We start from the raw sequence: 23,907 nt of genomic DNA, 5'->3' as shown, positions 1-23,907 counted from the left end.
TTGCCACAAGACGCATACGCTTGCAGTTAAGGCAGGATGATGCAGCCGTCCAGATCCCGCTTTGCCTTCTTATCCAATAACGTCTTCATAAGAAATCACAGGGGCTTGTCATGAATTTTTCCGCACTACGTCGAAATCTGCTTCTTGGCTCGCTGGGTCTGGCACTGGGTGCTGGCCTGATGGGGCATGCGGTCGCGGGTGAGCAACTGCAAAAAATCAAGGACGCCGGCGTGATCAACGTCGGCCTGGAAGGCACTTACCCACCGTTCAGTTTCGTCGATGCCGACGGCAAACTGGCCGGCTTCGAAGTCGAGTTCTCCGAAGCCCTGGCCAAAGAACTGGGGGTGAAGGTCAAACTGCAACCGACCAAATGGGACGGCATCCTCGCAGCGTTGGAATCCAAGCGTCTGGACGCGGTGATCAACCAGGTGACCATCTCGGACGAGCGCAAGAAGAAATATGACTTCTCCGAGCCCTACACCATCTCCGGGATCCAGGCCCTGACCCTGAAAAAGAACGAAGGCACCATCAAGACCGCCGCGGACCTGGCCGGCAAAAAAGTCGGTGTGGGCCTGGGTACCAACTACGAGCAATGGCTCAAGGACAACGTTCCACAAGCCATCATCAAGACCTACGACGATGATCCGACCAAGTACCAGGACCTGCGCGTAGGCCGTATCGACGCCATTCTGGTGGACCGTCTGGCCGCTCTCGAACTGACCGCCAAAGCCAAGGACACCGCCGTCTCCGGCGAACCGTTCTCCCGTCAGGAAGCCGGCATTGCCCTGCGCAAGGGCGAGCCTGAATTGCTGGCAGCGGTGAACAAGGCCATCGAGAAACTGCGCGCCGACGGCACGCTGAAAAAGATCTCGCAAAAGTATTTCAACGCTGACGTCACCCAATAATGGAAGCAGGTTTTCAACTCGCGCTGGACTCCGCGCCCTTTCTGCTCAAGGGCGCGTACTACACGGTCATCCTGAGCCTGGGCGGGATGTTCTTCGGCCTGCTGCTGGGCTTCGGCCTGGCCTTGATGCGCCTGTCGCGCTTCAAACTGGTGAGCTGGATCGCCCGCATCTACGTGTCGTTCTTTCGCGGCACGCCGTTGCTGGTGCAACTGTTCGTGATCTATTACGGCTTGCCGCAATTGGGCATCGAACTGGATCCGCTGCCGGCAGCCCTGATCGGCTTCTCGCTGAACATGGCCGCCTACGCCTGCGAAATCCTCCGTGCCGCGATCAGTTCCATTGAGCGCGGCCAGTGGGAAGCTGCCGCCAGCATCGGCATGACGCGCGCGCAAACCCTGCGCCGGGCCATCCTGCCGCAAGCGGCGCGCACGGCATTGCCGCCACTGGGCAACAGTTTCATTTCGCTGGTCAAGGACACCGCGCTGGCGGCCACCATCCAGGTGCCGGAGCTGTTCCGCCAGGCACAGTTGATCACCGCCCGTACCTTCGAAATTTTCACCATGTATCTTGCCGCCGCGCTGATCTACTGGGTGCTTGCCACGGTGCTTTCGCACCTGCAAAACCGGTTGGAAGAGCGGGTCAATCGGCACGACCAGGAGTCCTGACCCCATGATTGTCGTGGAAAAACTGACAAAGCAGTTCAAGGGGCAAGTGGTGCTCAACGGCATCAGTCTGGAGGTCAACGAGGGTGAGGTTGTCGCCATCATCGGCCCCAGCGGTTCGGGCAAGACGACCTTCCTGCGCTGCCTGAACTTTCTTGAAGAACCCACCAGCGGCCGGATCAAGGTCGGCGACATCGAGATCGATGGCAGCCGCCCGTTGAACCAGCAACAGGGGCTGGTGCGACAACTGCGCCAGCACGTAGGGTTCGTGTTCCAGAACTTCAACCTGTTCCCCCATCGCACGGCGTTGGAGAACGTCATCGAAGGCCCGTTGGTGGTGAAAAAAATCCCCAGGGACCAGGCCCTCGCACTCGGCCGAAAACTGCTGGCCAAGGTCGGCCTGGCAGGCAAGGAAGACGCGTACCCGCGCAGGCTTTCCGGTGGGCAGCAACAACGCGTGGCAATTGCCCGAGCGCTGGCCATGGAGCCGGAAGTGATCCTCTTCGACGAACCCACCTCGGCCCTGGACCCGGAGCTGGTGGGTGAAGTGTTGGCGACGATTCGGGGCCTGGCCGAAGAAAAACGCACCATGGTCATTGTCACCCACGAAATGAGTTTTGCCCGTGATGTGGCCAACCGGGTGGTGTTTTTCGACAAAGGCGTGATCGTCGAGCAAGGCGAGGCCAAGGCGTTGTTTGCCAACCCGAAAGAAGAACGAACACGACAGTTTCTCAGCAAGTTCCTGGACTCTTGAGTCGCCAACTCCTGACTCTATCTGCCGCTCATCAACTGCGCGCCCATGGATGGGATGCTGATACTTTTCGCCCCATAAACCCCGTGAAAAACAGTGTAGCCGAGACACTCAGCGCCTTCTCTTACCGACAAAAAACAATCAACTAACACACAGTAATACACCAAACAAACCTATCACCCGCCACTCAAATCAGCCCCCTATCCTTAACTAATCAACGCCTAATACTGCGGTATATAGATATACCCAGCCCTGGGTCATGAGCCTATAACCTTCGACAACCGAAAATCAGAAACCTGCTCAAATAGCTCGGAAACACTGGCACACATAACCGCCGTACCGAGGCAAAGTCCATACTGCGTGTAGACCACCACCCCCTGCACAGTAGGAACTTTCTGAATACTCCCACTTTATAAAGTTACTCACTCGCTTCTATTGACACTTCCCCACGCCCTCTCTTATCTAGCAACAACAAACACCCAACCCTTTCTCAACGCATTAAATACCCACCCATTCATTACCAAACATTTAACTTATATCTTGCTTGACCCTTAACGCCTTTGATCTTTCCGAAACGGACTTCGTTGTAATGTTTCAAGGAGAACACTCATGACCTGCCTGTCGAACAGAGTTGAACTTGCTGCGCCCACGCTGGTGCAATCCACTAAAAATGGCATCAACCTGTGCGCTGCGGCGCACCTGCTGATCGAAATACCGCCCTACGCCGCCATGGACGAAGGCGATTTGATCGAACTCTACTGGGACAACTGCTACGTGGCCTCCAGGGTGCTGACGGCCGTCGACCTCGGAGCCCCGGTCAGCCTGCGAGTCCCGCAGAGTTTTATCGTCAATGGCACCTGCGGCACGCATTACCGGGTGATGCGCGTCGGTCACGGGCCGGTGCTGTCGGCCACCCGACGGCTGCACATCAAACTCGATGGCCCGGGCGGCCAGCCCCCGCCCCTGTCGGACGATGAAAACCAGCACCTTGACCCGGTCATCCTCCCGGACCCGATCCGCCGTCATGGCGTCAATGCCAGCCAGATCAAACGTGGCGTACCGCTGACCATCGCTCCCTACCTGAACATGGCGGCGGCGGACGAAATCACCTTGCGTTGGGGGGACGTGCGCATGGACCTGCCCAAGCTCAAGGCCTGCCAGGTCGGGCAGCCGGTCAATGTCTGGGTTCCGCCAGCGGTGATCCTTGAGGCCGGTGAGGATCCACGCCTGGAAGTGACCTACTGCATCCTCGACCGGGTCGGCAACAATTCGCGCTGGGCGCCGGTGCGCACCTTGAAAATCGGTTGTGTGAATCCCTATCTGAAAGTGCCGTTGAAACCGGAACCCAAGGCTGCTGAATCCCGAAAAAGTTGAAACACATAACCAGAGATCAAGGTTATTTGTGGCGAGGGAGCTTGCTCCCGCTGGGGTGCGAAGCGCCCCCAGACCTTGTTGCCCCATTGCATCCGTTGAATCGCAGTAATTGGTTTACGACTGCTGCGCAGCCGAGCGGGACGGTGCGGCGTTCCGGCAAACTCCCTCGCCACAGGATCCCACTGCCAACGTTTCACAAAACTCTTAACCAACAGGGCCACTCACCCTTCTATACATATTCCTAAAAGTTAGTTTATTAATTTTTTATACACGCTTAGGGTATATAGACCGGACCACCGGACATTCTTGATTTCGATTTCGCCGCACCCATGCGGCTTATCCATGAGATGTGAGGTAGGTATGGTCAGGAACAAAATCACCCCGGTGCAGATCGCCAGGGCATTGCGTGCAGCCAAGGAGCGGCACTGATGTCTAATCTGGCAGATGCATTGGTCCAGACTGATCTGGACATCGCCCCGTTGTTGTTGCCCGCGCACGTACTGAGCAGCGACGCACAAGCACTTGAAGCCGCCCATGAACTCGCGCAAGTCGCCCGCCAGCAAGCGGCGCGGCGCGATCAACAACGCAAGTTGCCCTGGTCGGAAATCGAACAGTTCACCCGTAGCGGACTCGGCAGCATTGCCATCCCTCGGGCGTTCGGCGGCCCCGACGTTTCGTTCGTCACCCTCGCCGAGGTGTTCGCCATTATTTCTGCGGCCGACCCGGCGCTCGGGCAAATCCCGCAAAACCAGTTCGGCATCCTCAACCTGTTGCTGCACACCGCCACCGAACGGCAGAAAAAACAGCTGTTCCAAAGCGTGCTAGAAGGCTGGCGGATCGGCAACGCGGGGCCTGAACGCGGGACCAAAAACACCCTTGAACTCAAGGCCCGGATCACCGCTGACGGTGACGGCTTTGTCATCAACGGCCAGAAGTTCTACTCCACCGGTGCGCTGTTTGCCCACTGGATCGCCGTCAAGGCGTTGAACGACGACGGCAAGCAAGTCATCGCCTTCGTCCGCCGTGGCACACCGGGACTGCGCATCGTCGACGACTGGTCGGGTTTCGGCCAGCGCACCACCGCCAGCGGCACCGTGCTGCTGAACAACGTGCGGGTCGAGGCCGAGCTGGTCGTGGAAAACTGGCGAATCAACGACAGCCCGAACATTCAGGGCGCCGTGTCCCAACTGATTCAGGCCGCCATTGACGCCGGCATCGCCCGAGGAGCCCTCGACGACGCCATCCAGTTCGTCCGTGAACGCGCACGGCCGTGGATCGACGCCAAGGTCGAGCGCGCCAGCGACGACCTCTATGTGATTGCCGACATCGGCAAACTGAAAATCGAACTGCACGCCGCCGAAGCACTGCTGCGCAAGGCCGGACAGGTCCTCGACCAAGTCAACGCGGCACCGGTCACCGCCGAGTCCGCCGCCCGCGCCTCGATTGCCGTGGCCGAAGCCAAGGTGCTGACAACCGAGATTTCGCTGCTGGCCAGCGAGAAACTTTTCGAGCTGGCCGGCAGCCGCGCCACGCTCGCCGAGTTCAACCTCGACCGTCACTGGCGCAACGCCCGCGTCCACACCCTGCACGACCCGGTGCGCTGGAAGTACCACGCGGTGGGCACCTATCACCTGAACGGCACCCTGCCGGCCCGGCATTCCTGGATCTGAACGACCAGAACACTTTTGACCAGATCTCTGGAGAAGCACATGACTCTTTCCCAACACGTCGCGGTCATTACCAGCGATGAGCAAGCCCTCGTCGTTGCCAGCGACCTGGCCGACGATTTCAAGCGCGACAGCGCCGTGCGCGACCGTGAACGACGCCTGCCCCACGCCGAGCTGGAAGCCTTCACGCGCTCCGGTCTGTGGGGCATCACCGTGCCCCGGGAATTCGGCGGCGCGGCGGTTTCCAACGTCACACTGGCCAAGGTCATTGCCCTGATCGCCCAGGCCGACAGTTCGCTGGGGCAGATCCCGCAGAACCACTTTTATGCCCTTGAAGTACTCCGTGTAAACGGCACGCACGAACAGCAGAAACGCTTGTACGCCGAAGTTCTTGCCGGTCGCCGTTTCGGCAATGCACTGGCCGAACTGGGCACCAAAACTGCCCATGACCGGGTCACCCGCCTGACCCGCGACGGCGCAGGTTTTCGCATCAACGGCCGCAAGTTCTACGCCACCGGGGCCATTTACGCGCAACGGATTCCGACCCTGGTGATCGATGAAAACGGCGTCCAGCAGTTGGCATTCGTCCCGGCGGATACCCAGGGCCTGACCGTCATCGACGACTGGAGCGGCTTCGGCCAGCGCACCACCGGCAGCGGTTCGGTGGTGTTCGAAAACGTCTACGTGGCCGCCGAGGATGTGGTTGCGTTTCAAAGCGCTTTCGAGCGGCCGACACCGGTCGGCCCGCTGGCGCAGATTCTCCATGCCGCCATCGACACCGGCATCGCCCGCGCCGCCTATGAGGACGCCCTGCATTTTGTGCGCACCAAGACCCGTCCGTGGATCGACTCCGGCAACGACAAGGCCACCGAAGATCCGCTGACAATCAAAAGCTTCGGCCACTTGAGCATCCGCTTGCACGCCACCGAAGCGCTGCTGGAGCGCGCCGGCGAATTCCTCGACAAGGCCCAGGCCGACACCAACGCGCAGACCATCGCCGCAGCCTCGATTGCCGTGGCAGAGGTTCGCGCCATCAGCACCGAAATCTCCCTGGCCGCCGGCAGCACGCTGTTCGAACTGGCCGGCAGCCAGGCAACCCTCGCCGAACATGGCCTGGACCGCCACTGGCGCAACGCCCGCGTGCACACCCTGCACGACCCGGTGCGCTGGAAGTACCACGCGATCGGCAACTACTACCTCAACGATGAAAACCCGCCACTGCGGGGGACCATTTGATGAGCATGTCGTTGGGAACGAAAAAAAAGATCCTGCTCAATGCCTTCAACATGAACTGCATCGGGCACATCAACCATGGTTTGTGGACCCATCCACGGGATAACTCGACCCAATACAAGACCGTCGAATACTGGACCGAGCTGGCCCAGTTGCTGGAGCGAGGGCTGTTCGACGGGTTGTTCATCGCCGACATCGTCGGGGTTTACGACGTTTATCAGAACACCATCGACGTTCCGCTCAAGGAGTCGATCCAACTGCCGGTCAACGACCCGCTGTTGCTGGTGTCGGCCATGGCCGCCGTGACGAAAAACCTCGGCTTCGGCCTGACCGCCAACCTCACCTACGAGCCGCCGTATCTGTTTGCCCGGCGCCTGTCGACACTCGATCACCTGAGCCGTGGCCGGGTCGGCTGGAACATCGTCACCGGCTACCTCGACAGCGCCGCCAAAGCCATGGGCTTGAGCGAGCAGGTCGAGCACGACCGTCGTTACGACCAGGCCGATGAGTACCTCCAGGTGCTCTACAAACTCTGGGAAGGCAGTTGGGAAAACGACGCGGTGATCAACGATCCGCAACAGCGGATCTACGCCCAACCGGGCAAGGTCCACAAGGTCGAGCACCACGGCGAGTTCTATCAGGTCGAGGGTTATCACCTTTGCGAGCCGTCACCGCAGCGCACGCCGGTGCTGTTCCAGGCCGGCAGTTCGGATCGCGGCCTGGTGTTCGCCGGGCAGCACGCCGAATGCGTGTTCATCAGCGGCCAGAACAAGGCCTCGACCAAAGTGCAAGTCGACAAGGTGCGCGCCAGCGCCGTTGCTGCCGGGCGCAACCCTGAAGACATCAAGGTGTTCATGGGCCTGAACGTGATTGTCGGGAACACCGAAGACGCCGCGTGGGCCAAGCACGCCGAGTACCTGAGCTACGCCAGTGCCGAAGCCGGGGTGGCGCACTTTTCGGCCTCCACCGGGATCGATTTTTCCGCGTATCAGATCGACGAGCCGATCCAGTACGTGAAAAACAACGCCATCCAGTCCGCCACCAAAAACCTGAAAAACAACGACTGGACCCGCCGAAAATTGCTGGAACAGCACGCCTTGGGCGGCCGCTACATCACCGTAGTCGGCTCGCCCGAACAGGTTGCTGATGAGCTGGAGTCCTGGATCACCGAAACCGGCCTGGACGGCTTCAACCTGACCCGCATCGTCACCCCGGAAAGCTATGTGGACTTCATCGACCTGGTGATCCCCGAGTTGCAACGGCGCGGGTCGTACAAGACCGCTTATGACGAAGGTACGTTGCGCGAAAAGCTGTTTCACGCCGAGGCGCATTTGCCCGAACAGCACACCGGCTCGGCGTTCCGACGCTGATCCCTGTGGCGAGGGAGCTTGCTCCCTCGCCACAAAATGCGCACACACATTAAAAATTGACTGGAAAACCCATCATGACCAACAAACGCTTAAAACACCCAGTCAAAGCACTGGCCCTGGCCCTCGGCCTCTTCAGTTCCGTAACCTTCGCCGCCGACGCCCCGCTCAAGGTCGGCACCACTGCGGCTTTCGCCATCCCGCTGGAGGCCGCCGTCGAAGAGGCCGGCAAGCAAGGCCTGAAAGTCGAGCTGGTGGAATTCAGCGACTGGATCGCCCCAAACGTCAGCCTGGCCTCGGGTGATATCGACGTGAACTACTTCCAGCACATCCCGTTCTTGGAAAACGCCAAGGCTGCCGCCGGTTTTGACCTGGTGCCGTTTGCGCCAGGCATCATCAACAACGTCGGCCTGTACTCGAAACAATACAAAAGCTTCGACGAACTCCCGCAAGGCGCCAGCGTGGCCATCGCCAACGACCCGATCAACAGCGGTCGCGGCTTGCAACTGCTGGCCAAGGCCGGGCTGATCACCCTCAAGCCGGGGGTCGGCTACAAGGCCACCGAGGACGACATCGTCGCCAACCCGAAGAAAATCAAAATCCTCCAGGTTGAAGCCGTGCAACTGGTGCGCGCATATGACGACGCCGATCTGGTGCAGGGTTACCCGGCCTACATTCGTCTGGCGAAAACCTTCGACGCCACCTCGGCGCTGCTGTTCGATGGCCTCGATCACAAGGAATACGTGATCCAGTTCGTGATCCAGCCAAAGAGCAAAACCGATCCGCGGCTGATCCAGTTTGTCGACATCTACCAGCACTCGCCGGTAGTCCGCGCTGCCCTGGACAAAGCCCACGGCAAGCTCTACCAAGCAGGCTGGGAAGGTTAACCATGAATGCCGCCAACGCCTCGCTTCGACTGGAAACACCTGCGCCTCGCAGCGCACAACAGACCGAACTGCACCCGGAACTGAACCGTGCCCACGTGCGTTTTATCAGCCTGGGCAAAACCTACCACGGCCAGCAAGGCCCGGTCGCAGCGCTGCACGGCATCGACCTGGCGATCCAGCGTGGCGAAGTGTTCGGCATTATCGGGCGCAGTGGCGCGGGCAAGTCATCGCTGATCCGCACCATCAACCGCCTTGAGCAACCGAGCAGCGGCCGGGTGCTGATCGACCAGGTGGACATCGGCGAGTTCGATGAAGACCGCCTGGTGGCACTGCGCAGGCGCATTGGCATGATCTTTCAGCACTTCAACCTGATGTCGGCCAAGACCGTGTGGCAGAACGTCGAGCTGCCGCTGAAAGTGGCGGGCGTGCCCAGGCAGAAACGCGAACAGAAAGTCCGCGAGCTGCTGGAACTGGTCGGTCTGCAAGAGAAACACAAGGCTTACCCGGCGCAGCTTTCGGGTGGCCAAAAACAACGCGTCGGCATCGCCCGGGCGCTGGTCCACGACCCGGCGATTCTGCTCTGCGACGAAGCCACTTCGGCGCTCGACCCGGAGACCACCCAGTCTATCCTCGGCCTGCTGCGCGAGATCAATCAACGCCTGGGGCTGACGATCATTTTGATCACCCATGAGATGGCGGTGATCCGCGATATCTGCGACCGGGTGGTGGTGCTCGAACACGGGCGGATCGTCGAGCAAGGGCCAGTGTGGGAAGTGTTTGGCGACCCGCAGCACGAGGTCAGCAAAACCCTGCTGGCGCCGTTGCAGCACGCACTGCCAGAGGAGCTGCAAAGCCGTTTGCAGGCACAGCCGCCATCATCGGAATCCGCCGTGGTGTTGCGGTTGCAGTTCACCGGCAGCAGCCAGGATGAGCCAGACCTGGCGGCGCTGTTCAGCGCCCTCGGTGCACGTGTGCGCTTGCTGCACGGCGGCGTCGAGCGGATTCAGGGGCATGCCCTCGGGCAGTTGCTGCTGGCGGTGAGCGGCTCCTCACTGGACGCCGAAGCGTTGCGCCAACGCGCTGAACACTGGGCACAACACGTGGAGGTACTGGGTTATGTGGTTTGATCGATTGCTTCAAGGGTTCATCGACACCTTCCTGATGGTCGGCGTGTCGTCACTGATCGCGCTGTTGGCGGGCATTCCGCTGGCGGTGATTCTGGTCACCAGTTCCAGGGGCGGGATCTTCGAAGCGCCAACACTGAACCGTGTACTGGGCGTCTTCGTGAACCTGTTCCGCTCTATCCCGTTTCTGATTCTGATGGTCGCGCTGATCCCCTTCACCCGGCTGATCGTCGGCACCACTTACGGCGTCTGGGCCGCCGTGGTCCCACTGACCATCGCCGCCACGCCGTTCTTTGCACGTATCGCCGAGGTCAGCTTGCGCGAGGTCGACCACGGGCTGATCGAGGCCGCCCAAGCCATGGGTTGCCGACGCGGGCATATCGTCTGGCACGTGCTGTTGCCCGAAGCGCTGCCGGGGATCGTTGGCGGCTTCACCATCACGCTGGTGACCATGATCAACTCCTCGGCCATGGCCGGTGCGATTGGGGCTGGTGGGCTTGGCGATATCGCGTACCGCTACGGGTATCAACGGTTTGACAGCCAGATCATGCTCACGGTGATCGTGTTGCTGGTGCTGCTGGTGGCGGTGATTCAGTTGGGTGGGGATCGGTTGGCAAGGGGGTTGAACAAACGTTGAACCTCTTCGTGCAAGAACGTGCGTAGCTCTTGGAGCAGCGAGGCTTGCCGCGATGGGCTGCGAAGCAGCCCCAGGCTCCATGGCGTATATTCGGCTCACTCCCCTTTGCCTGCGCAGCCGATCATGAAACACACTCCCGACGACCTCGAACAGATCACCACAACCACGCTGGGTCACTACAACCAGGTGGCCGAAGATTTCCGCGAAGGCACTCGCGACCACGATGTCAGCCAGAACATCGATGCGCTGCTGCGGCATATTCAAGGAACGCCGCCCTTCACCGTGCTCGACTTTGGCTGTGGCCCCGGCCGCGACCTGCAAACCTTCACCCGCATGGGCCACACCGCCATCGGCCTCGATGGTTCGGAACGGTTTGCCCAAATGGCCCGCGAGGACAGCGGCTGTGAAGTCTGGCAGCAGGATTTCCTCAAGCTCGATTTACCGGCCGAACGCTTCGACGGCGTCTTCGCCAATGCGGTGCTGTTTCATATTCCGGTCCAGGAGTTGCCCCGGGTGTTGCAACAACTTCACGCCACGCTGAAAAGCGGTGGCGTGCTGTTCAGCTCGAACCCGCGCGGGGATAACCGCGAGGGCTGGAACGGCCCGCGCTTTGGCGCGTATCACGATTTGCAGGCGTGGCAAGCGCTGCTGACGGCGGCTGGGTTTGTGGAGCTGGAACATTACTACCGACCGGCCGGGCTGCCGCTAGATCAGCAGCCCTGGCTGGCAAGTGTCTGGCGCAAAGGCTGACAGCCTGGTGGGTTTCAAGGCTTAAGGTTGACCTGATAAGCCACCACGCTGCCGTCGGGACCAAACGCTGTGATGCTCTGTTCGGCCAGCCGTTTTCCATCCATTTCACGCGGCGTCGAATCGAAATTCGCCACCAGCCGCGTGCCATCGGCAAAGGTGGTTTGCTGCACCTTCCGATCAGCCGTCACGTAACGGAAATCCGTCAACGCCTGCGTTGCCAGTCGCTCATGCAACGGCCGGAAAAACCCGTCCTGGCGCTGGATCAGCGGCAAGCGCTGCTTGAGCGTTGCCGTGCTCAGGTGATACAGCGGCGGTACGTTGTAGAGCAGTTGGGTCAGCTCGTTTTCGACACGCACGTTGCTCAGTTTCAGGCTGTCGAACAGCCAATGGTGCGTGGTGATCACCGAGCCGTGGAACACCGCCTGATACAGCGGCAACCGGGTGGCCGCGGCAAAATGAATCGCCCGGTACGGCTCCTTGATCGGCGCCGGATTGAAGAACACTGTTGGCTGCTCGGGTGGATACCAGTTGCCGAGGTAATACGGCGATTTTTTGTTCTGGCTCAGGTCCGGGTCGCCCCAGCCAATCACCGGGGTTTGCATCCCGTGGGCAAACAGGATGCCTTGCGCGGTGACAGCGTTACCGTCCTCGGAACCTGCCGGCAGTTTCAACACGTCGTTGAGCCAACGCGACGCGTCGATATTGCCCTCGGCATTTTGCGCCTGGGTCATCGTCGCCCCAGGGCGATAGCTGTCGAACAGCATGCTCGTGGCATAGGCATCAAGAAACCAACTGTTGAACCCGGCCCTGGCCTGTAGCGCTTTGACCCGTGCTTCAAGCAATGGGCGGACACAGCGCGGGTCGGTGTAATGCCCGGACTGCTGAAAGCCGCTTTTGAAGGTGCCGTCCTTCAAGACAATCGCGCAATTGACGTTGGCCGCCGAACCCAGATGGGCGGTGGTCCAGTCCGGATTTTCCGTCAGCGTCAGCGCCGTTTCATAGGAATCATAAGGTGCCATCAAGTACCCGGCGGCCACGCCGGCGCGCACGGCTTCGGGGTGCCACAGCCCGCCTTCCCAGCCTTCGCCGAGCCCCAGCCACACACGTGAAAGCCCGGCCGCGCGCACCTGTTCAAGGGTGGCGAGAGACAAGGTGCTGCCCCACGTTTCAGGCATCGGGGTCAGCGCCGTTGAGAAACCGGCTGCCAGTTCCGCGCGCACTTCGCCGTAGCGGCCGGCCAGCCGTTGCATGTCCGGCTCTGGGGTCGCTTGCCAGCTTTTGCGCGCGTATCGGTTCAGCGAAGCGTTGAGGCTGCGCAGCAACGTGGTGCGTTGATAGGCGCTCAGTGCAGACGGGGCGCCCCTCAGAATCTGCATTGCTTCGCGATCCAGCCCACCCCGTAACTCACGGGCCAACGCTCCATCGCTACGCAGGTGTTTGAGCAACTCTGGCCAATTGCGCACGTCTTTCTGGCCCAACAAATCGTTGCCCCACAGGTAGACATGACTGGCCCCCAGCAACTTTTCGGCCTCGGGGGTTTTCGACAGTTTGCTGGCCAGGGTTTCATACCGGCCGGCGTCGATCAGCCATTGTCGATAACGCTTGGCCCCGGCCAGCGGATCAGCCTCGCCCAGCGACAACATGAAGGTCAGCGGCGCGCCCGAGTCCAGCGGAGTGAATTCGTGCCGGGCGGCCAAGGCCAATGCCTGGCCGTCGGCACTGAGGGTCAGCCGATTGTTGTAGGGATTGGTCATCAACCAACTTAGCGTGAAACGGCCGTGGTCAGTGCCCCACAGCGGCAAGCTCAGGTCCTGGGTGGTGTTGAACTCTCCCTGGTCGAGCAGGAACTTCTGCCAGACGGCATCCCCCTCGGGCACGTAATGTCCTTCGGCCAACGGCCAGATCAAACCCTTGCCCATGGCGCTGCCGGGCTGCTTGAGAAAGCTCAGTTCACCGGGATCACGAGCCGTGATCGACAGGGAAAGGTCACGCCCCTTGAGTTCGGCGCTGAGGACCCAGGCGCCGTCGTCCCAGTACCAGTCGAGGCGGTTGGCTCTCCGCTGCAAATCACCGACGTGATGCGCGGCAATACCGCTGGAAGCCTGCACGGCCGGACCTTGCGCCGGGCTGACACGGATGGCCAGCGTGGCGGGGTCGAGCTCGACGCGCCACAGGGGATTTTCCAGCACGCTGCTGGCGGTTGCCCAGGAAGATAACAGCAAGGTGCAGATCAGCAGCAGGCAGCGATTGACGCGCGGCATGGGACGTCCCTATTCCGTTGAAGGAGCGCAGGGTAATCCAATTGGCTCGCGCTGTAAGTCAGATCACTCCCACGCACCGGCACGGGAGTGATCACCGCCCTCACGCCTTCTTCGGCTCCTTGATCTTGTACCAGGCCACGTACAGCGCTGGCAGGAACAACAGCGTCAGCAAGGTGGCGACGACGATCCCGCCGATCATCGCGTAGGCCATCGGCCCCCAGAACACTTCGCGAGCGATGGGGATCATGCCCAGGCTGGCGGCCGCCGCCGTGAGCAGGATCGGCCGCCGTCGGTGCTCCGTGGCTTGCACCACCGCGTCCCACGGCGCGTAGCCGCCCTGTTCGAAGGCATCGATCTGGGTCACCAGGATCACCGAATTGCGGATGATGATGCCGATCAACGCGAGAATCCCGAGGATCGCCACGAACCCCATCGGCGTACCGGTGGGAATCAGCGCCAACACCACGCCGATCAGCCCCAGCGGCGCAACACTGGCCACCAGAAACATCTTCTGCACGCTGTGCAACTGGATCATCAGGAAGGTCGCCATCAAAAACAGCATCAACGGCACAACCTTGGCAATCGGCCCCTGGGCCTTGCCGCTTTCCTCCACCGTACCGCCAGTGGCGACCTTGTAGCCCACCGGCAAACTGGCGGCGAACTGGTCGATGGCAGGTTTCAGCAGCTTCACCAGGTCGGTGGGCTGAATCTCGTCGCGCACCGCCGCCTTGATGGTGATGGTCGGTTTGCGGTCGCGGCGCCAGACCAGTGGCTGCTCCAGCTCATAACGCACGGTGGCGAACGCCAGCAGCGGAATCGACGTGCCGCCGGGCGTCACGATTTGCAGGTTCTGCAGGGTCTCGGGCGTGCCGCGTTCGGCATCCACGGCGCGGCCGACCACGTTGATCAGGTAGATGTCGTCGTCGACCTGGGTCAGCGCCGAGCCGCTGACGATGCTGTTCATCAGGTTCGACACGTCCTCGGAGGACAACCCGAGTTGCCGCGCCTTGTCCTGGGCGATGTCGATGCGCAGGACTTTGCCCGGCTCGTTCCAGTCATAGATGATCTCGCCGATGTGGCTGTTCTTGTCCAGTTCGACCGCCAGGGCAATGGCATGTTTGCGCACCTGGTCAATGTCTTTGCCGCTGACCCGGTACTGGATCGGTCGACCCACGGGCGGCCCCATTTCCAGGGCCTGCACGTAACTGCCGATGCCGACAAAGTCTTTACGCAACCGTTCGCGCAAACGCTGGCTCAGTGCCGCGCGGGCCTTGAAGTCTTTGCTGACGATCACCAGTTGCGCGTAGTAGGGGTTCTGCAACTGCTGGTCCAGAGGCAGGTAGAAACGGATCGCCCCCTCGCCGATGTAGGTGCTCCAGCGCACGATGTCCGGGTCATCCTTGAGCGTGGCTTCGAGGCGGTCGACGGCCTTGCGGGTCTCGTCCATCGACGCGTTTTGCGGCAGGTTCAGGTCGACGAGGATTTCCGGACGGTCCGAAGACGGGAAGAACTGGTTCTGCACGAACTGCATGGAAAACACCGCGAGCACGAAGCACAGCAGCGTGATGCCAATCGCCCACCAGCGGTGGCGCAGGCACCACATCAACCCGCCGTTGAAGGCTCGCCCGATGCGTCCGGGCTCTGCGTCATGGGGTTTCACCTCGGCGCTGAGGATGTGCACGCCGATCACCGGGGCGAACAGCACCGCGACGATCCACGACACCAACATGGCCACGGCAATCACCGCAAACAGGGTGAAGGTGTATTCACCCGCCGAGCTGGCGTTGAGGCCGATCGGCACAAAACCGGCCACGGTTACCAGGGTCCCGGTGAGCATCGGAAACGCGGTGGAGGTGTAGGCGAAGGTCGCCGCCTGCTCCTTGGTTTCGCCCATTTCCAGGCGTGTGACCATCATCTCCACGGTGATCATCGCGTCATCCACCAGCAGGCCAAGGGCGATAATCAACGCGCCGAGGGAAATCCGCTGCATGGTGATGCCGCTGTATTCCATGAAGATGAAAACCATCGCCAGCACCAGCGGAATCGAGCACGCCACCACCAGTCCGGCGCGCACGCCCAGGCTGATGAAGCTGACCACCAGCACGATGATCACCGCCTCGAACAAGGCACTGGTGAAGCCGCCGACCGCCTCTTCGACCACTTCAGACTGGTCCGAGACTTTGTGCACGCCCACGCCCACCGGCAGGTTGGCGGTGAGTTCATCCATGCGTTTGTGCAGCGCGTTACCAAACTCCTGAATGTTGCCGCCCTTCTTCATGGCGATTGCCAGGCCGATGGCCTGCTGACCATTGAAGCGAAACATCGGGGACGCCGGGTCAACGTAGCCACGGCTGATCTCGGCAATATCGGCCAGCCGATAGAACCGGTCGTTGAGCCGCAGGTTGACGTCGGCCAGGTCTTTTTCCGAAGCGAACTGCCCCGAGGTGCGCACGGAAATACGCTCCGGCCCGGCCTCAATGACCCCGGCCGGAGTGACCGCGTTCTGGGTTTGCAGGCTCTGTACCACCTGACGCTGGTCGATGCCCAGCGCCGCGAGTTTGCGGGTCGAGAAGTTCAGGTACAGCACCTCGTTCTGCTGGCCGACCATTTCGATCTTGCCCAGCCCCGGCACATCCCGAATCTCGGCACGGGCCTGTTCGACGTAATCGCGCAACTGGCGCATCGACAGGCCATCGGCGGTGAAGGCGTAGACCGAGCCATACACGTCCCCGAACTCATCGTTGAACGCCGGTCCCTGCAAGCCCTGGGGGAAGGTGCCGCGAATGTCGTTGATCTTCTTGCGCACCTGATACCAGATTTGCGGAATGTCCTTGGCGCTGGTGGTGTCGCGCAGGTACACGAATACCGTCGATTCACCGGGGCGGGTGTAGCTTTTCACGTAGTCGAGGGAGTCCAGCTCTTCGAGTTTTTTCTCGATGCGGTCGGTAACCTGCTTGAGGGTTTCTTCCTGGGTCGCGCCCGGCCAACGGGTCTGGATGACCATGGTCTTGATGGTGAAGGACGGGTCTTCTTCGCGTCCCAGGTTCAGGTACGAAAACACCCCCATCAGCAGCGCAACGAACATCAAATACCACACGAACGACTGATGCTTGAGAGCCCATTCGGATAGGTTGAAAGGCCCTTTCATCGTGGACTGTCCTCATCGATTTTTATTTTCTGCCCCGGTTTGAGGCTGTTCACACCCGCGCTCACCACCCGCTCGCCAGGTTTGACCCCGCTGGCGAGGGTCACGCTGTCGGCACCCCGGCGGACCAGTGTGACGTCCCGTGGGGAAACGGTTTGGGTGGCCATGTCGATGACCCAGATCCGCGTTTTGCCATCGACCTCTTGCAGGGCACTGACGGGTAATTCGATGCGCGGCTCGATGGCCGAACTGAGGGTCACGCTGATCGCGGTGCCGAGGCGAAAGCCTGGCGGCGTCTCGGCCAGGGTCAGGCGCGCGCGACGGGTCCGGGTGGCGCTTTGCGCCTGGGGTTCGATTTCACGCACGGTGGCGGTGGTGTGAATGTCCGGGTCGAGTTGCGCCGCGACCAGAAACACCACGTCGGCGGGCAGCCGTTCGGCGAGGTTGGCCGGCAGATCGATCACCGCTTCCTTGATGTCCGGCCGCGCCAGCGTCACCACTTGCTGGCCGGCGCTGACCGTTTGCCCGGCCTCGGCGTTCCAGGCCGTGACCACCGCTGCATGATCCGTGCGCAGTTGGCTGTAATTGAGTTGGTCCTTGGCCTGATTGACTGCCGCCTTGGCCTGGTCCAGTGACGCCTGGGTGGTTTTCAGGTCGGTCTGGGCGATGTCCAGTTGTGCCTGGGCACCCACGCCACGGTTGAACAGTTCCTGCTGGCGCCGGGCGTTGGCCTGGGCGTTGATCCACTGCGCCTCGACCCGCGCCAGATCACCCTGGCTGGCCCGCAACTGGTTCTGTTGATCGGTCGGGTCGAGAGTGGCGAGCAACGCGCCCTTCTCGACCTTACTCCCGACATCGACGTTACGGCTGGCAATGCGCCCCGGCACGCGAAAGCCTACGTGGGTTTCATAACGCGCCTGAATGCTCCCGGCAAACCGCCCCAACGCCTGCTGGTCGAGGGACTGGACCTCAATCGACAGCACCGGCCGGACCGGTTCCGGTGGCGGCTCTTTTTTCGAGCAGGCAGCCAGCAACAGGCCGGCAGTCAACCACAGCAGGCGTTTCATGGCTGGTCTCCCGTCGGCCCTGTGGAGGCCGGCACGGCGATTTCCACTCGAGAGCCTGGGTGCAGCAACTGGCCACCGGCGGTCACGACGTTTTCGCCGCCACTCAGGCCGTCACTGATGATTACGTTGCCTGTCAGGTAGCGCGCCACCGTGACGCCCCGCAACTGCGCCGTACCGTCGTCGCCGACCACCCAGACGGCCGGGGCGCTGAGGTTTTTGGTCAGCGCCGACCACGGCAGTTCCACCGCCGACTTGCCCGGCACCTTGGCCGTGGCGCTGACCACCGAGCCCAGTTGCATGCCCTGGGGCAGGTCGTTGAGGGTCACCTTGACCTGCACCGTGCCGGTCTGCGCGGAGACGGCCGGGGTAATTTCACGCACGGTGCCGGTGATGTTGATGGCTGGGTTATCGACCAGGCTGACCACCAGCGAGCGGTCCGTTGGCGGCGCGATCAACAATGACTCATACACATTGAACACGGCGTCACGCGCCCCGTCCCGGGCCAGGCTGAAAATTGGCTCTGTGGCCTGTACCACCTGGCCGACCTCGGCCTGACGTGCCGTAATCACCCCCGGCGCTTCGGCGATCAGCGCGGTGTAGCTCAATTGTTCACGTGCGTTGGCCAGTTGCGCCTGGGCGGCGCTCAAGGCGCTTTGACTGCTGCGTAATGCGGCTTGGGCGGAATCGTATTCACTCTGGCTGGTGTAGCCCTTGGGCAAGAGCGTTTGCTGGCGCACAAACGCTGCTGCGGTCTGTGTGACCCGAGCCTGTTCGGCGACTACCTGGGCCTGCGCCGTGTCGACATTGATCTGTAAATCCTTGGGGTCGAGCCGGGCCAGTACCTGTTTGGCCGACACCCGGTCACCAACATCCACCAGGCGCTGGATGATCTTGCCGCCGACGCGAAACGACAGCTCGGTCTGGACCCGCGCCTGGACGTCGCCGGTCAAGGTTACCGACGCCGCGAAATCGGCAGGTTTGACCGCTTGCACGAAAACTCGCGGATGCTCTTTTTCGACCGGTTTTTTATCTCCACACGCACCCAGCAGAGCCAGGAGGCCCAGGCCGACAAACAGCTTTAATTCACGACCAGCCATGCAGGCTCCTTTGCGTAAGACCGTCACAAACGTGACTATGCGACTGAGAGCTTAGATCAGGGTTCCCTGTCTGCACGGGCCGTCCCTATACTGCCCACCGATCGCTCCCGCGCACGGCGAGGAGCGCCGCCATGGAACGCATTCCCACACGATCTGATCGGCGTGGGCACGACCCGAGAACGCCCCCATGCTCAAGACCCTCGCGGTGGCCAATTACCGTTCGATCAATAAACTGGTGATCCCGCTGGAGCGGCTGAACCTGATCACCGGCCCCAACGGCAGCGGCAAATCCAACCTCTACCGGGCGCTGCGTTTGCTGGCGGAAACCGCGCAGGGCGGCGTGGTCAATGCGCTTGCACGCGAGGGTGGCCTGGATTCGACGTTCTGGGCCGGCCCGGAAAAAATCAGCCGGCGCATGTGCAGCGGCGAGGTGGCGGTCGAGGCGTCGGTCCGCCATTCCCCGAAACGCCTACGCCTGGGCTTTGCCGGTGACGACTTCAGCTACTCGATTGCCCTTGGCCTGCCGGAACCGAGCCGCTCGGAGTTTTCCCTGGACCCGGAAATCAAGAAGGAATGCATCTGGTCCGGCCCGTTCTACCGGCCGGCCAGTTTGCTGGTGGACCGCGACGGGCCGATGATCCGCGCCCGCGAAGGGCGCGGCTGGGACGTGCTGGCCCAGCACACGCCAAACTTCGACAGCCTGTTCGATCAGGTCGGCAACCTGCGCACGTCACCGGAAGTGCTGGAACTGCGCGAGTTCATTCGTCGCTGGCGCTTCTACGATCACTTTCGCAGCGACGCCGACGCCCCCGTGCGCCAGCCGCAACTGGGCACCCGCACGCCGGTGCTGCACCACGACGGCCGGGACCTGGCAGCGGCGTTGCAGACCATCATCGAGATTGGCGACCCCGAAGCGTTGCACGCCGCCATCAGCGATGCGTTCCCCGGCGCACGGCTGAACATTCAGCCGTTGCAAGGTGGCCGGTTTGCTATCGAGTTTTATCAGGAAGGGTTGTTGCGGCCCCTGTCGGCGGCCGAACTGTCGGATGGAACGCTGCGTTATCTGCTGCTGGTCGCGGCGCTGCTGACGCCCCGGCCGCCGACGCTGATGGTGCTCAACGAACCGGAAACCAGCCTGCACCCGGATTTGTTACCCGCCCTGGCACGGTTGATTATCCGCGCCTCTGGTCAGTGCCAGGTGTGGGTGGTGTCCCATGCCCGACGGCTGATTTCGGCGTTACAGCAAGACCCGGAGTGCAATTGCATCGTGCTGGAAAAAAACTTCGGCCAGACCGCGATTGTCGGGCAGCGGATGCTGGACGAGCCGGCGTGGCATTGGCCGGACTAGTCGGCGCCCCCTCTGTGGCGAGGGAGCTTGCTCGCGCTCGGCTGCGCAGCAGTCGTAAATCAGACAACCCGGGTTTTCCTGTCACACCGGGTTGAATGGTTTTGGGGCCGCTGCGCAGCCCAGCGCGAGCAAGCTTGCTCGCCACAGGTGGAATCAATCAGCAGCTCAGCCCTGCCACTTCCCGCCTTCAACGATCACGCTCTCAGGCTTGGTGTCGTCGCTCAGCTCTTTGCGCACGTACTGGTCGTACAGCTTGAGCAGGTATTTCTCTTCGCCCAGCTTCGCCAGTTCGGTGTTCACCCAGTCGCGCAGTTCGAGGTTGCCCTTCTTCACGGCTGGCGCGATGGGTGCTTCGGCGCCCAGGGTTTCGGTCAGTACGCGGTAGCCCGGGTTCTGCTTGGCCCAACTGAACAGGATCAGGTTGTCCTGCGCATAGGCATCGCCGCGACCACTGGACAGCGCTTGCAACGACTCGGTGTTTTTCTCGAACTTGAGCAACTTCCAGTCCGGGTGGTTCTTGGTCAGCCAGATATCGGCCGTGGTGCCAGTGGTGACGATCGTGGTGCGGGTCGCCAGATCTTCCAGGCTCTTCACGGTGCTGGCCTCGGGGACCAGCGCCTGCACCGCAACCTTGAGGTTCGGGTTGGTGAATTCCACCGCTTCCTTGCGCTCCGGAGTCACGGTCATGTTGGCCAGGATCAGGTCGACCTTGTCGCTTTGCAGGAACGGAATCCGGCTGGCCGGTTCCACCGCCACGAACTCGACCTTGTTCTCGTCGCCCAACAGGTCCTTGGCAAACCGGCGGCCGATGTCGGTATCAAACCCCACGTAGCGCCCGGCCTCGTCCACGAAGCCGAACGGTGGTTTGTCGGTGAACACGCCGACGATCAATTTGTCGCGTGCCTTGATTTTTTCCAGGTAGCTCGCCGCAGGCGCCGCGCTGGCAGTGGACACCACAGGCTTGGCGGGTTCTTCGGATTTGTTGCAACCGGCCAGCAACGCGAGGCCGACCAATGGGAGTAGCAGCAGAGAAGACTTGGCAGTTTTCATGAGGGTTCCAGTTCCTTGGCAAGAGTCTTTTTGGGCAGGGCTTCAACGTACGAGAACTTCTCCAGGAACTGCTGCGCGCGCGCGGTCTGCGGGTTCGTGAAGAACGTCTCGGGAGGGTTTTGCTCAAGGATGCGCCCGGCATCCATGAACACGATGCGGTCGGCCACAGCACGGGCGAAGGCCATTTCGTGGGTGACGATCAACAGTGTCATGCCATCGCGGGCCAGGCCCTGAATCACCTCCAGCACTTCCTTGACCATTTCCGGGTCCAGGGCGGCGGTGACTTCATCGAACAACATGACCTGCGGGTTCATGCACAACGACCGAATGATGGCGATGCGTTGCTGCTGGCCCCCGGAAAGCTGACGCGGGAAGGCATCGCGCTTGTCCGAGAGGCCCACCCGCTCAAGCAAGGCTTCGGCCTGCTCACGGGCTTCGCGCACCGGGCGCTTTTGCACCTTGAGCGGACCGAGCAGCAGGTTGTCGAGCACACTCATGTGCGGGAACAGGTGGTAGCTCTGGAAGACCATGCCGATCTGCTGGCGCACTTCGCGCCAGTCGGTGGTTTTGCTCAGCAACTCGCGGCCGGCAAAACTCAAGCTGCCGCTGTGGGCAACTTCCAGACCGTTGAGGCAGCGCAGCAAAGTGCTTTTGCCACAGCCGCTGGGGCCGAGAATGACGATCACCTCGCCGGCCTTCACGCTCAGGTCGATCCCGTTGAGGACCTGTTGCTCACCGAAAAACTTGTTGAATCCCTTGAACTCGATCAATGCGCTCATGCTTGCGTCCAGCGCCGCTCCAGCACGCGTGAAGCGGCTGACAGCGGGTAGCAGATAAAGAAGAAAAACAGGAACAGCGCGCCGTAGATCAGCACCGACTCATACGTGCGCTCGATGATCTGCTGGCCGACCTTGATCACGTCCACCACGCCAATCAGCACCGCCAGCGAACTGGTCTTGATGATCCGCGTGTAAACGTTAATGGTCGGCGGCGTCATGCGTTTCAGCGCCTGGGGAATCAGCACATAGCCGTAAAGCTGCGGGCCGGACAAACCAATCGACAGCCCCGCCTCGCGTTGCCCACGCGGCAACGAATGCAGCGCACCGCGCACCACTTCACCGACCTCGCTGGCGCCCCACAACGACAACACCAGCACCGCACACCAGTAACTGGGAATGCTCAGGCCGAAAAAGATCGGCAGGCCGAAAAACAGCAAGTACAGCCAGACCAGCACCGGGATCGCCCGGAACAATTCCAGATAGACCCGCAGAATCGCGTTCAGCCATTTCGAATTCAGGGTGCGCAACACGCCATAGAGCACGCCGCCAACGGTGCTGATGGCGATGCTCAAAAAGGAAATCGACAGGGTTTGCTCCGCGCCACGGCCTAGCTGCGGCAACGACACCCAGAGCAATTCAAGACCCGAACTGGCCATGCTGGAGCCTCCTTTCCAGACGGCTGAGCAACAGCGACAGCGGCAAAAACAGCAGCACGCAAATCAGCGTCAGCACGGCGAGCATTTCGTAGGTTTTGTAATACAGCGCGATGTAGCTCTTGGTGGTGTAGAGAATCTCCGGCACCGCCACCGCCGACACCACGGTGGTTTCCTTGAGCAGAAAAATGAAATTGGCGAACAGCGACGGCAGGCTGAGGATGCCCGCCTGCGGCAGGATCACGTAGCGCAACAGCTGCCCGTTCGACAGACCGATGGAACGCCCCGACTCCAGTTGCGCCGCCGGCACCGCTTCGACACCGGCCCGCAGCACTTCGGTGAGGTAGGCCCCACCCAGGAAGGTCATGGTGATGATCGCCGCTGTAAAACCGGAGACTTTGATGCCCAGCGCCGGCAAGGCGAAGTAGACGAAGAACAGCTGGATCAGCAGCGGCGTGTTGCGGGCCAGTTCAACGTAAAGCCCGACGAGGCGTCGCAGGTAAGGCGTGCGAAACACCAGGATAGTCGCGTTGATCAGGGCCACCAGCAACGAGGTGCCGATGGCGATCAGCCCGACCTGCAGTGTCACGCCCACGGCTTTGAGAAAAGCCGGAAGGGTGCTGAGGATAAAAGCGTAATCGAATGTCATTGAAGATCCTGAACGCCGCAGGGTAGGCGGCGGTGGTGCAGTCCATTGGGCTGTGGATAACAGCCCGGCAGGGGCAGACTTTAAAGGCATAAAAAGAATTTTTTAAATACCGATAAAGCATATTGATATCACGCAAAAAGCTAACCCACGGTTTGCGGTGTCTGCGCAGGCCAGCTATTTTCCCTAACGCTGTAGGAGAGCTCTTTTTTTGCGTGCACATCTCCAAGGACATACAGCTTTTGGCCAGACTCCCCGGCCACCCATCACAAGGACGATAAAAATGGATGACGCGAAAGTACCCCAACGGCTGGACCCGCAGGACATCGTGAAATTATTGGTGGCGTTGCGCAGGGCGCTGAAGACCCGGGTCGCCTGAGATCAAGAGCACCCTCACCCCAGCCCTCTCCCGGAGGGAGAGGGAGCCGGCCAAGGTGTTTCGCGTCACGTATCGACCTGAACAACCGGGTCGATTCTGGATTCGGTAAAGCACGATCAGGTCGA

At 61.2% G+C, this 23,907-nt stretch carries 20 protein-coding genes; 12 read left to right on the top strand and 8 right to left on the bottom strand.

The window, feature by feature from the left end:
* Nucleotides 1-110: 110 nt before the first annotated feature.
* The 11 genes from tcyJ (at nt 111) to AC1Z1G_RS01175 (ending at nt 11,357) form a co-directional block, all read left to right on the top strand.
* Nucleotides 111-905, top strand: a complete 795-nt coding sequence (gene tcyJ, locus AC1Z1G_RS01225) for a cystine ABC transporter substrate-binding protein (RefSeq protein ID WP_483624208.1) — start codon at nt 111-113, stop codon at nt 903-905.
* Nucleotides 905-1,570, top strand: coding sequence for a cystine ABC transporter permease (gene tcyL, locus AC1Z1G_RS01220; protein ID WP_483624206.1), 666 nt, complete (start codon nt 905-907; stop codon nt 1,568-1,570). The genes tcyJ and tcyL overlap by 1 nt, the downstream gene beginning before the upstream one ends.
* Before the next feature lie 4 nt (nt 1,571-1,574).
* A complete protein-coding gene (tcyN, locus tag AC1Z1G_RS01215; RefSeq protein ID WP_483624205.1) occupies nt 1,575-2,321 on the top strand; it encodes an L-cystine ABC transporter ATP-binding protein TcyN in 747 nt (248 codons plus the stop codon).
* 606 nt (nt 2,322-2,927) lie between these two features.
* Nucleotides 2,928-3,692 carry a hypothetical protein gene (locus AC1Z1G_RS01210; RefSeq protein WP_483624203.1) on the top strand — a complete coding sequence of 255 codons (765 nt, stop codon included), beginning with the start codon at nt 2,928-2,930 and terminating at the stop codon, nt 3,690-3,692.
* A gap of 428 nt (nt 3,693-4,120) precedes the next feature.
* Complete coding sequence (locus tag AC1Z1G_RS01205; protein WP_483624201.1) at nt 4,121-5,362, top strand: SfnB family sulfur acquisition oxidoreductase; 1,242 nt, start codon at nt 4,121-4,123, stop codon at nt 5,360-5,362.
* 39 nt (nt 5,363-5,401) lie between these two features.
* Complete coding sequence (locus AC1Z1G_RS01200) at nt 5,402-6,595, top strand: SfnB family sulfur acquisition oxidoreductase (protein WP_483624199.1); 1,194 nt, start codon at nt 5,402-5,404, stop codon at nt 6,593-6,595.
* Nucleotides 6,596-6,600: 5 nt separating this feature from the next.
* Nucleotides 6,601-7,962 (top strand): LLM class flavin-dependent oxidoreductase, encoded by a 1,362-nt coding sequence (locus AC1Z1G_RS01195; RefSeq protein WP_483627718.1) that lies wholly within the window; start codon nt 6,601-6,603, stop codon nt 7,960-7,962.
* A 74-nt stretch (nt 7,963-8,036) separates the two neighbouring features.
* Nucleotides 8,037-8,846: a MetQ/NlpA family ABC transporter substrate-binding protein gene (locus AC1Z1G_RS01190; protein WP_483624197.1), complete on the top strand. Its 810-nt coding sequence runs from the start codon at nt 8,037-8,039 to the stop codon at nt 8,844-8,846.
* A 2-nt stretch (nt 8,847-8,848) separates the two neighbouring features.
* The gene (locus AC1Z1G_RS01185) at nt 8,849-9,973 is read left to right on the top strand and encodes a methionine ABC transporter ATP-binding protein (RefSeq protein WP_483624195.1); all 1,125 of its coding nucleotides are present in this window, start codon (nt 8,849-8,851) and stop codon (nt 9,971-9,973) included.
* A complete protein-coding gene (locus AC1Z1G_RS01180) occupies nt 9,963-10,607 on the top strand; it encodes a methionine ABC transporter permease (protein WP_483624193.1) in 645 nt (214 codons plus the stop codon). Before AC1Z1G_RS01185 ends, AC1Z1G_RS01180 begins: the two co-directional genes overlap by 11 nt.
* A gap of 123 nt (nt 10,608-10,730) precedes the next feature.
* On the top strand, nt 10,731-11,357 hold the full coding sequence (locus AC1Z1G_RS01175) for a class I SAM-dependent methyltransferase (RefSeq protein ID WP_483624191.1): 627 nt from the start codon (nt 10,731-10,733) through the stop codon (nt 11,355-11,357).
* Between the two features lie 14 nt (nt 11,358-11,371).
* Here the strand turns inward: AC1Z1G_RS01175 and AC1Z1G_RS01170 are convergent, their stop codons facing one another.
* The 4 genes from AC1Z1G_RS01170 to AC1Z1G_RS01155 form a co-directional block, all read right to left on the bottom strand.
* Nucleotides 11,372-13,618, bottom strand: coding sequence for a glycoside hydrolase (locus AC1Z1G_RS01170; RefSeq protein ID WP_483624189.1), 2,247 nt, complete (start codon nt 13,616-13,618; stop codon nt 11,372-11,374).
* Between the two features lie 100 nt (nt 13,619-13,718).
* Entirely contained in the window at nt 13,719-16,766 is a 3,048-nt protein-coding gene (locus AC1Z1G_RS01165) for an efflux RND transporter permease subunit (RefSeq protein ID WP_483624187.1), read from the bottom strand.
* Entirely contained in the window at nt 16,763-17,830 is a 1,068-nt protein-coding gene (locus AC1Z1G_RS01160; protein WP_483624186.1) for an efflux RND transporter periplasmic adaptor subunit, read from the bottom strand. The genes AC1Z1G_RS01165 and AC1Z1G_RS01160 overlap by 4 nt, the downstream gene beginning before the upstream one ends.
* Nucleotides 17,827-18,927 (bottom strand): efflux RND transporter periplasmic adaptor subunit, encoded by a 1,101-nt coding sequence (locus AC1Z1G_RS01155; protein ID WP_483624184.1) that lies wholly within the window; start codon nt 18,925-18,927, stop codon nt 17,827-17,829. Before AC1Z1G_RS01155 ends, AC1Z1G_RS01160 begins: the two co-directional genes overlap by 4 nt.
* Nucleotides 18,928-19,114: 187 nt before the next feature.
* Here AC1Z1G_RS01155 and AC1Z1G_RS01150 point away from each other — a divergent pair, with 187 nt between their 5' ends.
* On the top strand, nt 19,115-20,275 hold the full coding sequence (locus AC1Z1G_RS01150; protein ID WP_483624182.1) for an AAA family ATPase: 1,161 nt from the start codon (nt 19,115-19,117) through the stop codon (nt 20,273-20,275).
* A gap of 165 nt (nt 20,276-20,440) precedes the next feature.
* Here AC1Z1G_RS01150 and AC1Z1G_RS01145 read toward each other — a convergent pair whose 3' ends face one another.
* From AC1Z1G_RS01145 to AC1Z1G_RS01130, 4 genes are read right to left on the bottom strand one after another with little or no spacing between them, the layout of a single operon-like run.
* Nucleotides 20,441-21,325 (bottom strand): transporter substrate-binding domain-containing protein, encoded by an 885-nt coding sequence (locus tag AC1Z1G_RS01145; protein WP_483624181.1) that lies wholly within the window; start codon nt 21,323-21,325, stop codon nt 20,441-20,443.
* Entirely contained in the window at nt 21,322-22,104 is a 783-nt protein-coding gene (locus tag AC1Z1G_RS01140; RefSeq protein ID WP_483624179.1) for an amino acid ABC transporter ATP-binding protein, read from the bottom strand. Before AC1Z1G_RS01140 ends, AC1Z1G_RS01145 begins: the two co-directional genes overlap by 4 nt.
* Entirely contained in the window at nt 22,101-22,760 is a 660-nt protein-coding gene (locus AC1Z1G_RS01135) for an amino acid ABC transporter permease (RefSeq protein ID WP_483624177.1), read from the bottom strand. Before AC1Z1G_RS01135 ends, AC1Z1G_RS01140 begins: the two co-directional genes overlap by 4 nt.
* The gene (locus AC1Z1G_RS01130) at nt 22,741-23,406 is read right to left on the bottom strand and encodes an amino acid ABC transporter permease (RefSeq protein ID WP_347903183.1); all 666 of its coding nucleotides are present in this window, start codon (nt 23,404-23,406) and stop codon (nt 22,741-22,743) included. The genes AC1Z1G_RS01135 and AC1Z1G_RS01130 overlap by 20 nt, the downstream gene beginning before the upstream one ends.
* Between the last annotated feature and the right edge of the window lie 501 nt (nt 23,407-23,907).

The organism is Pseudomonas sp. JL27(2026) (assembly GCF_056933555.1).
This window is presented reverse-complemented; position numbering and strand designations above follow the sequence as displayed.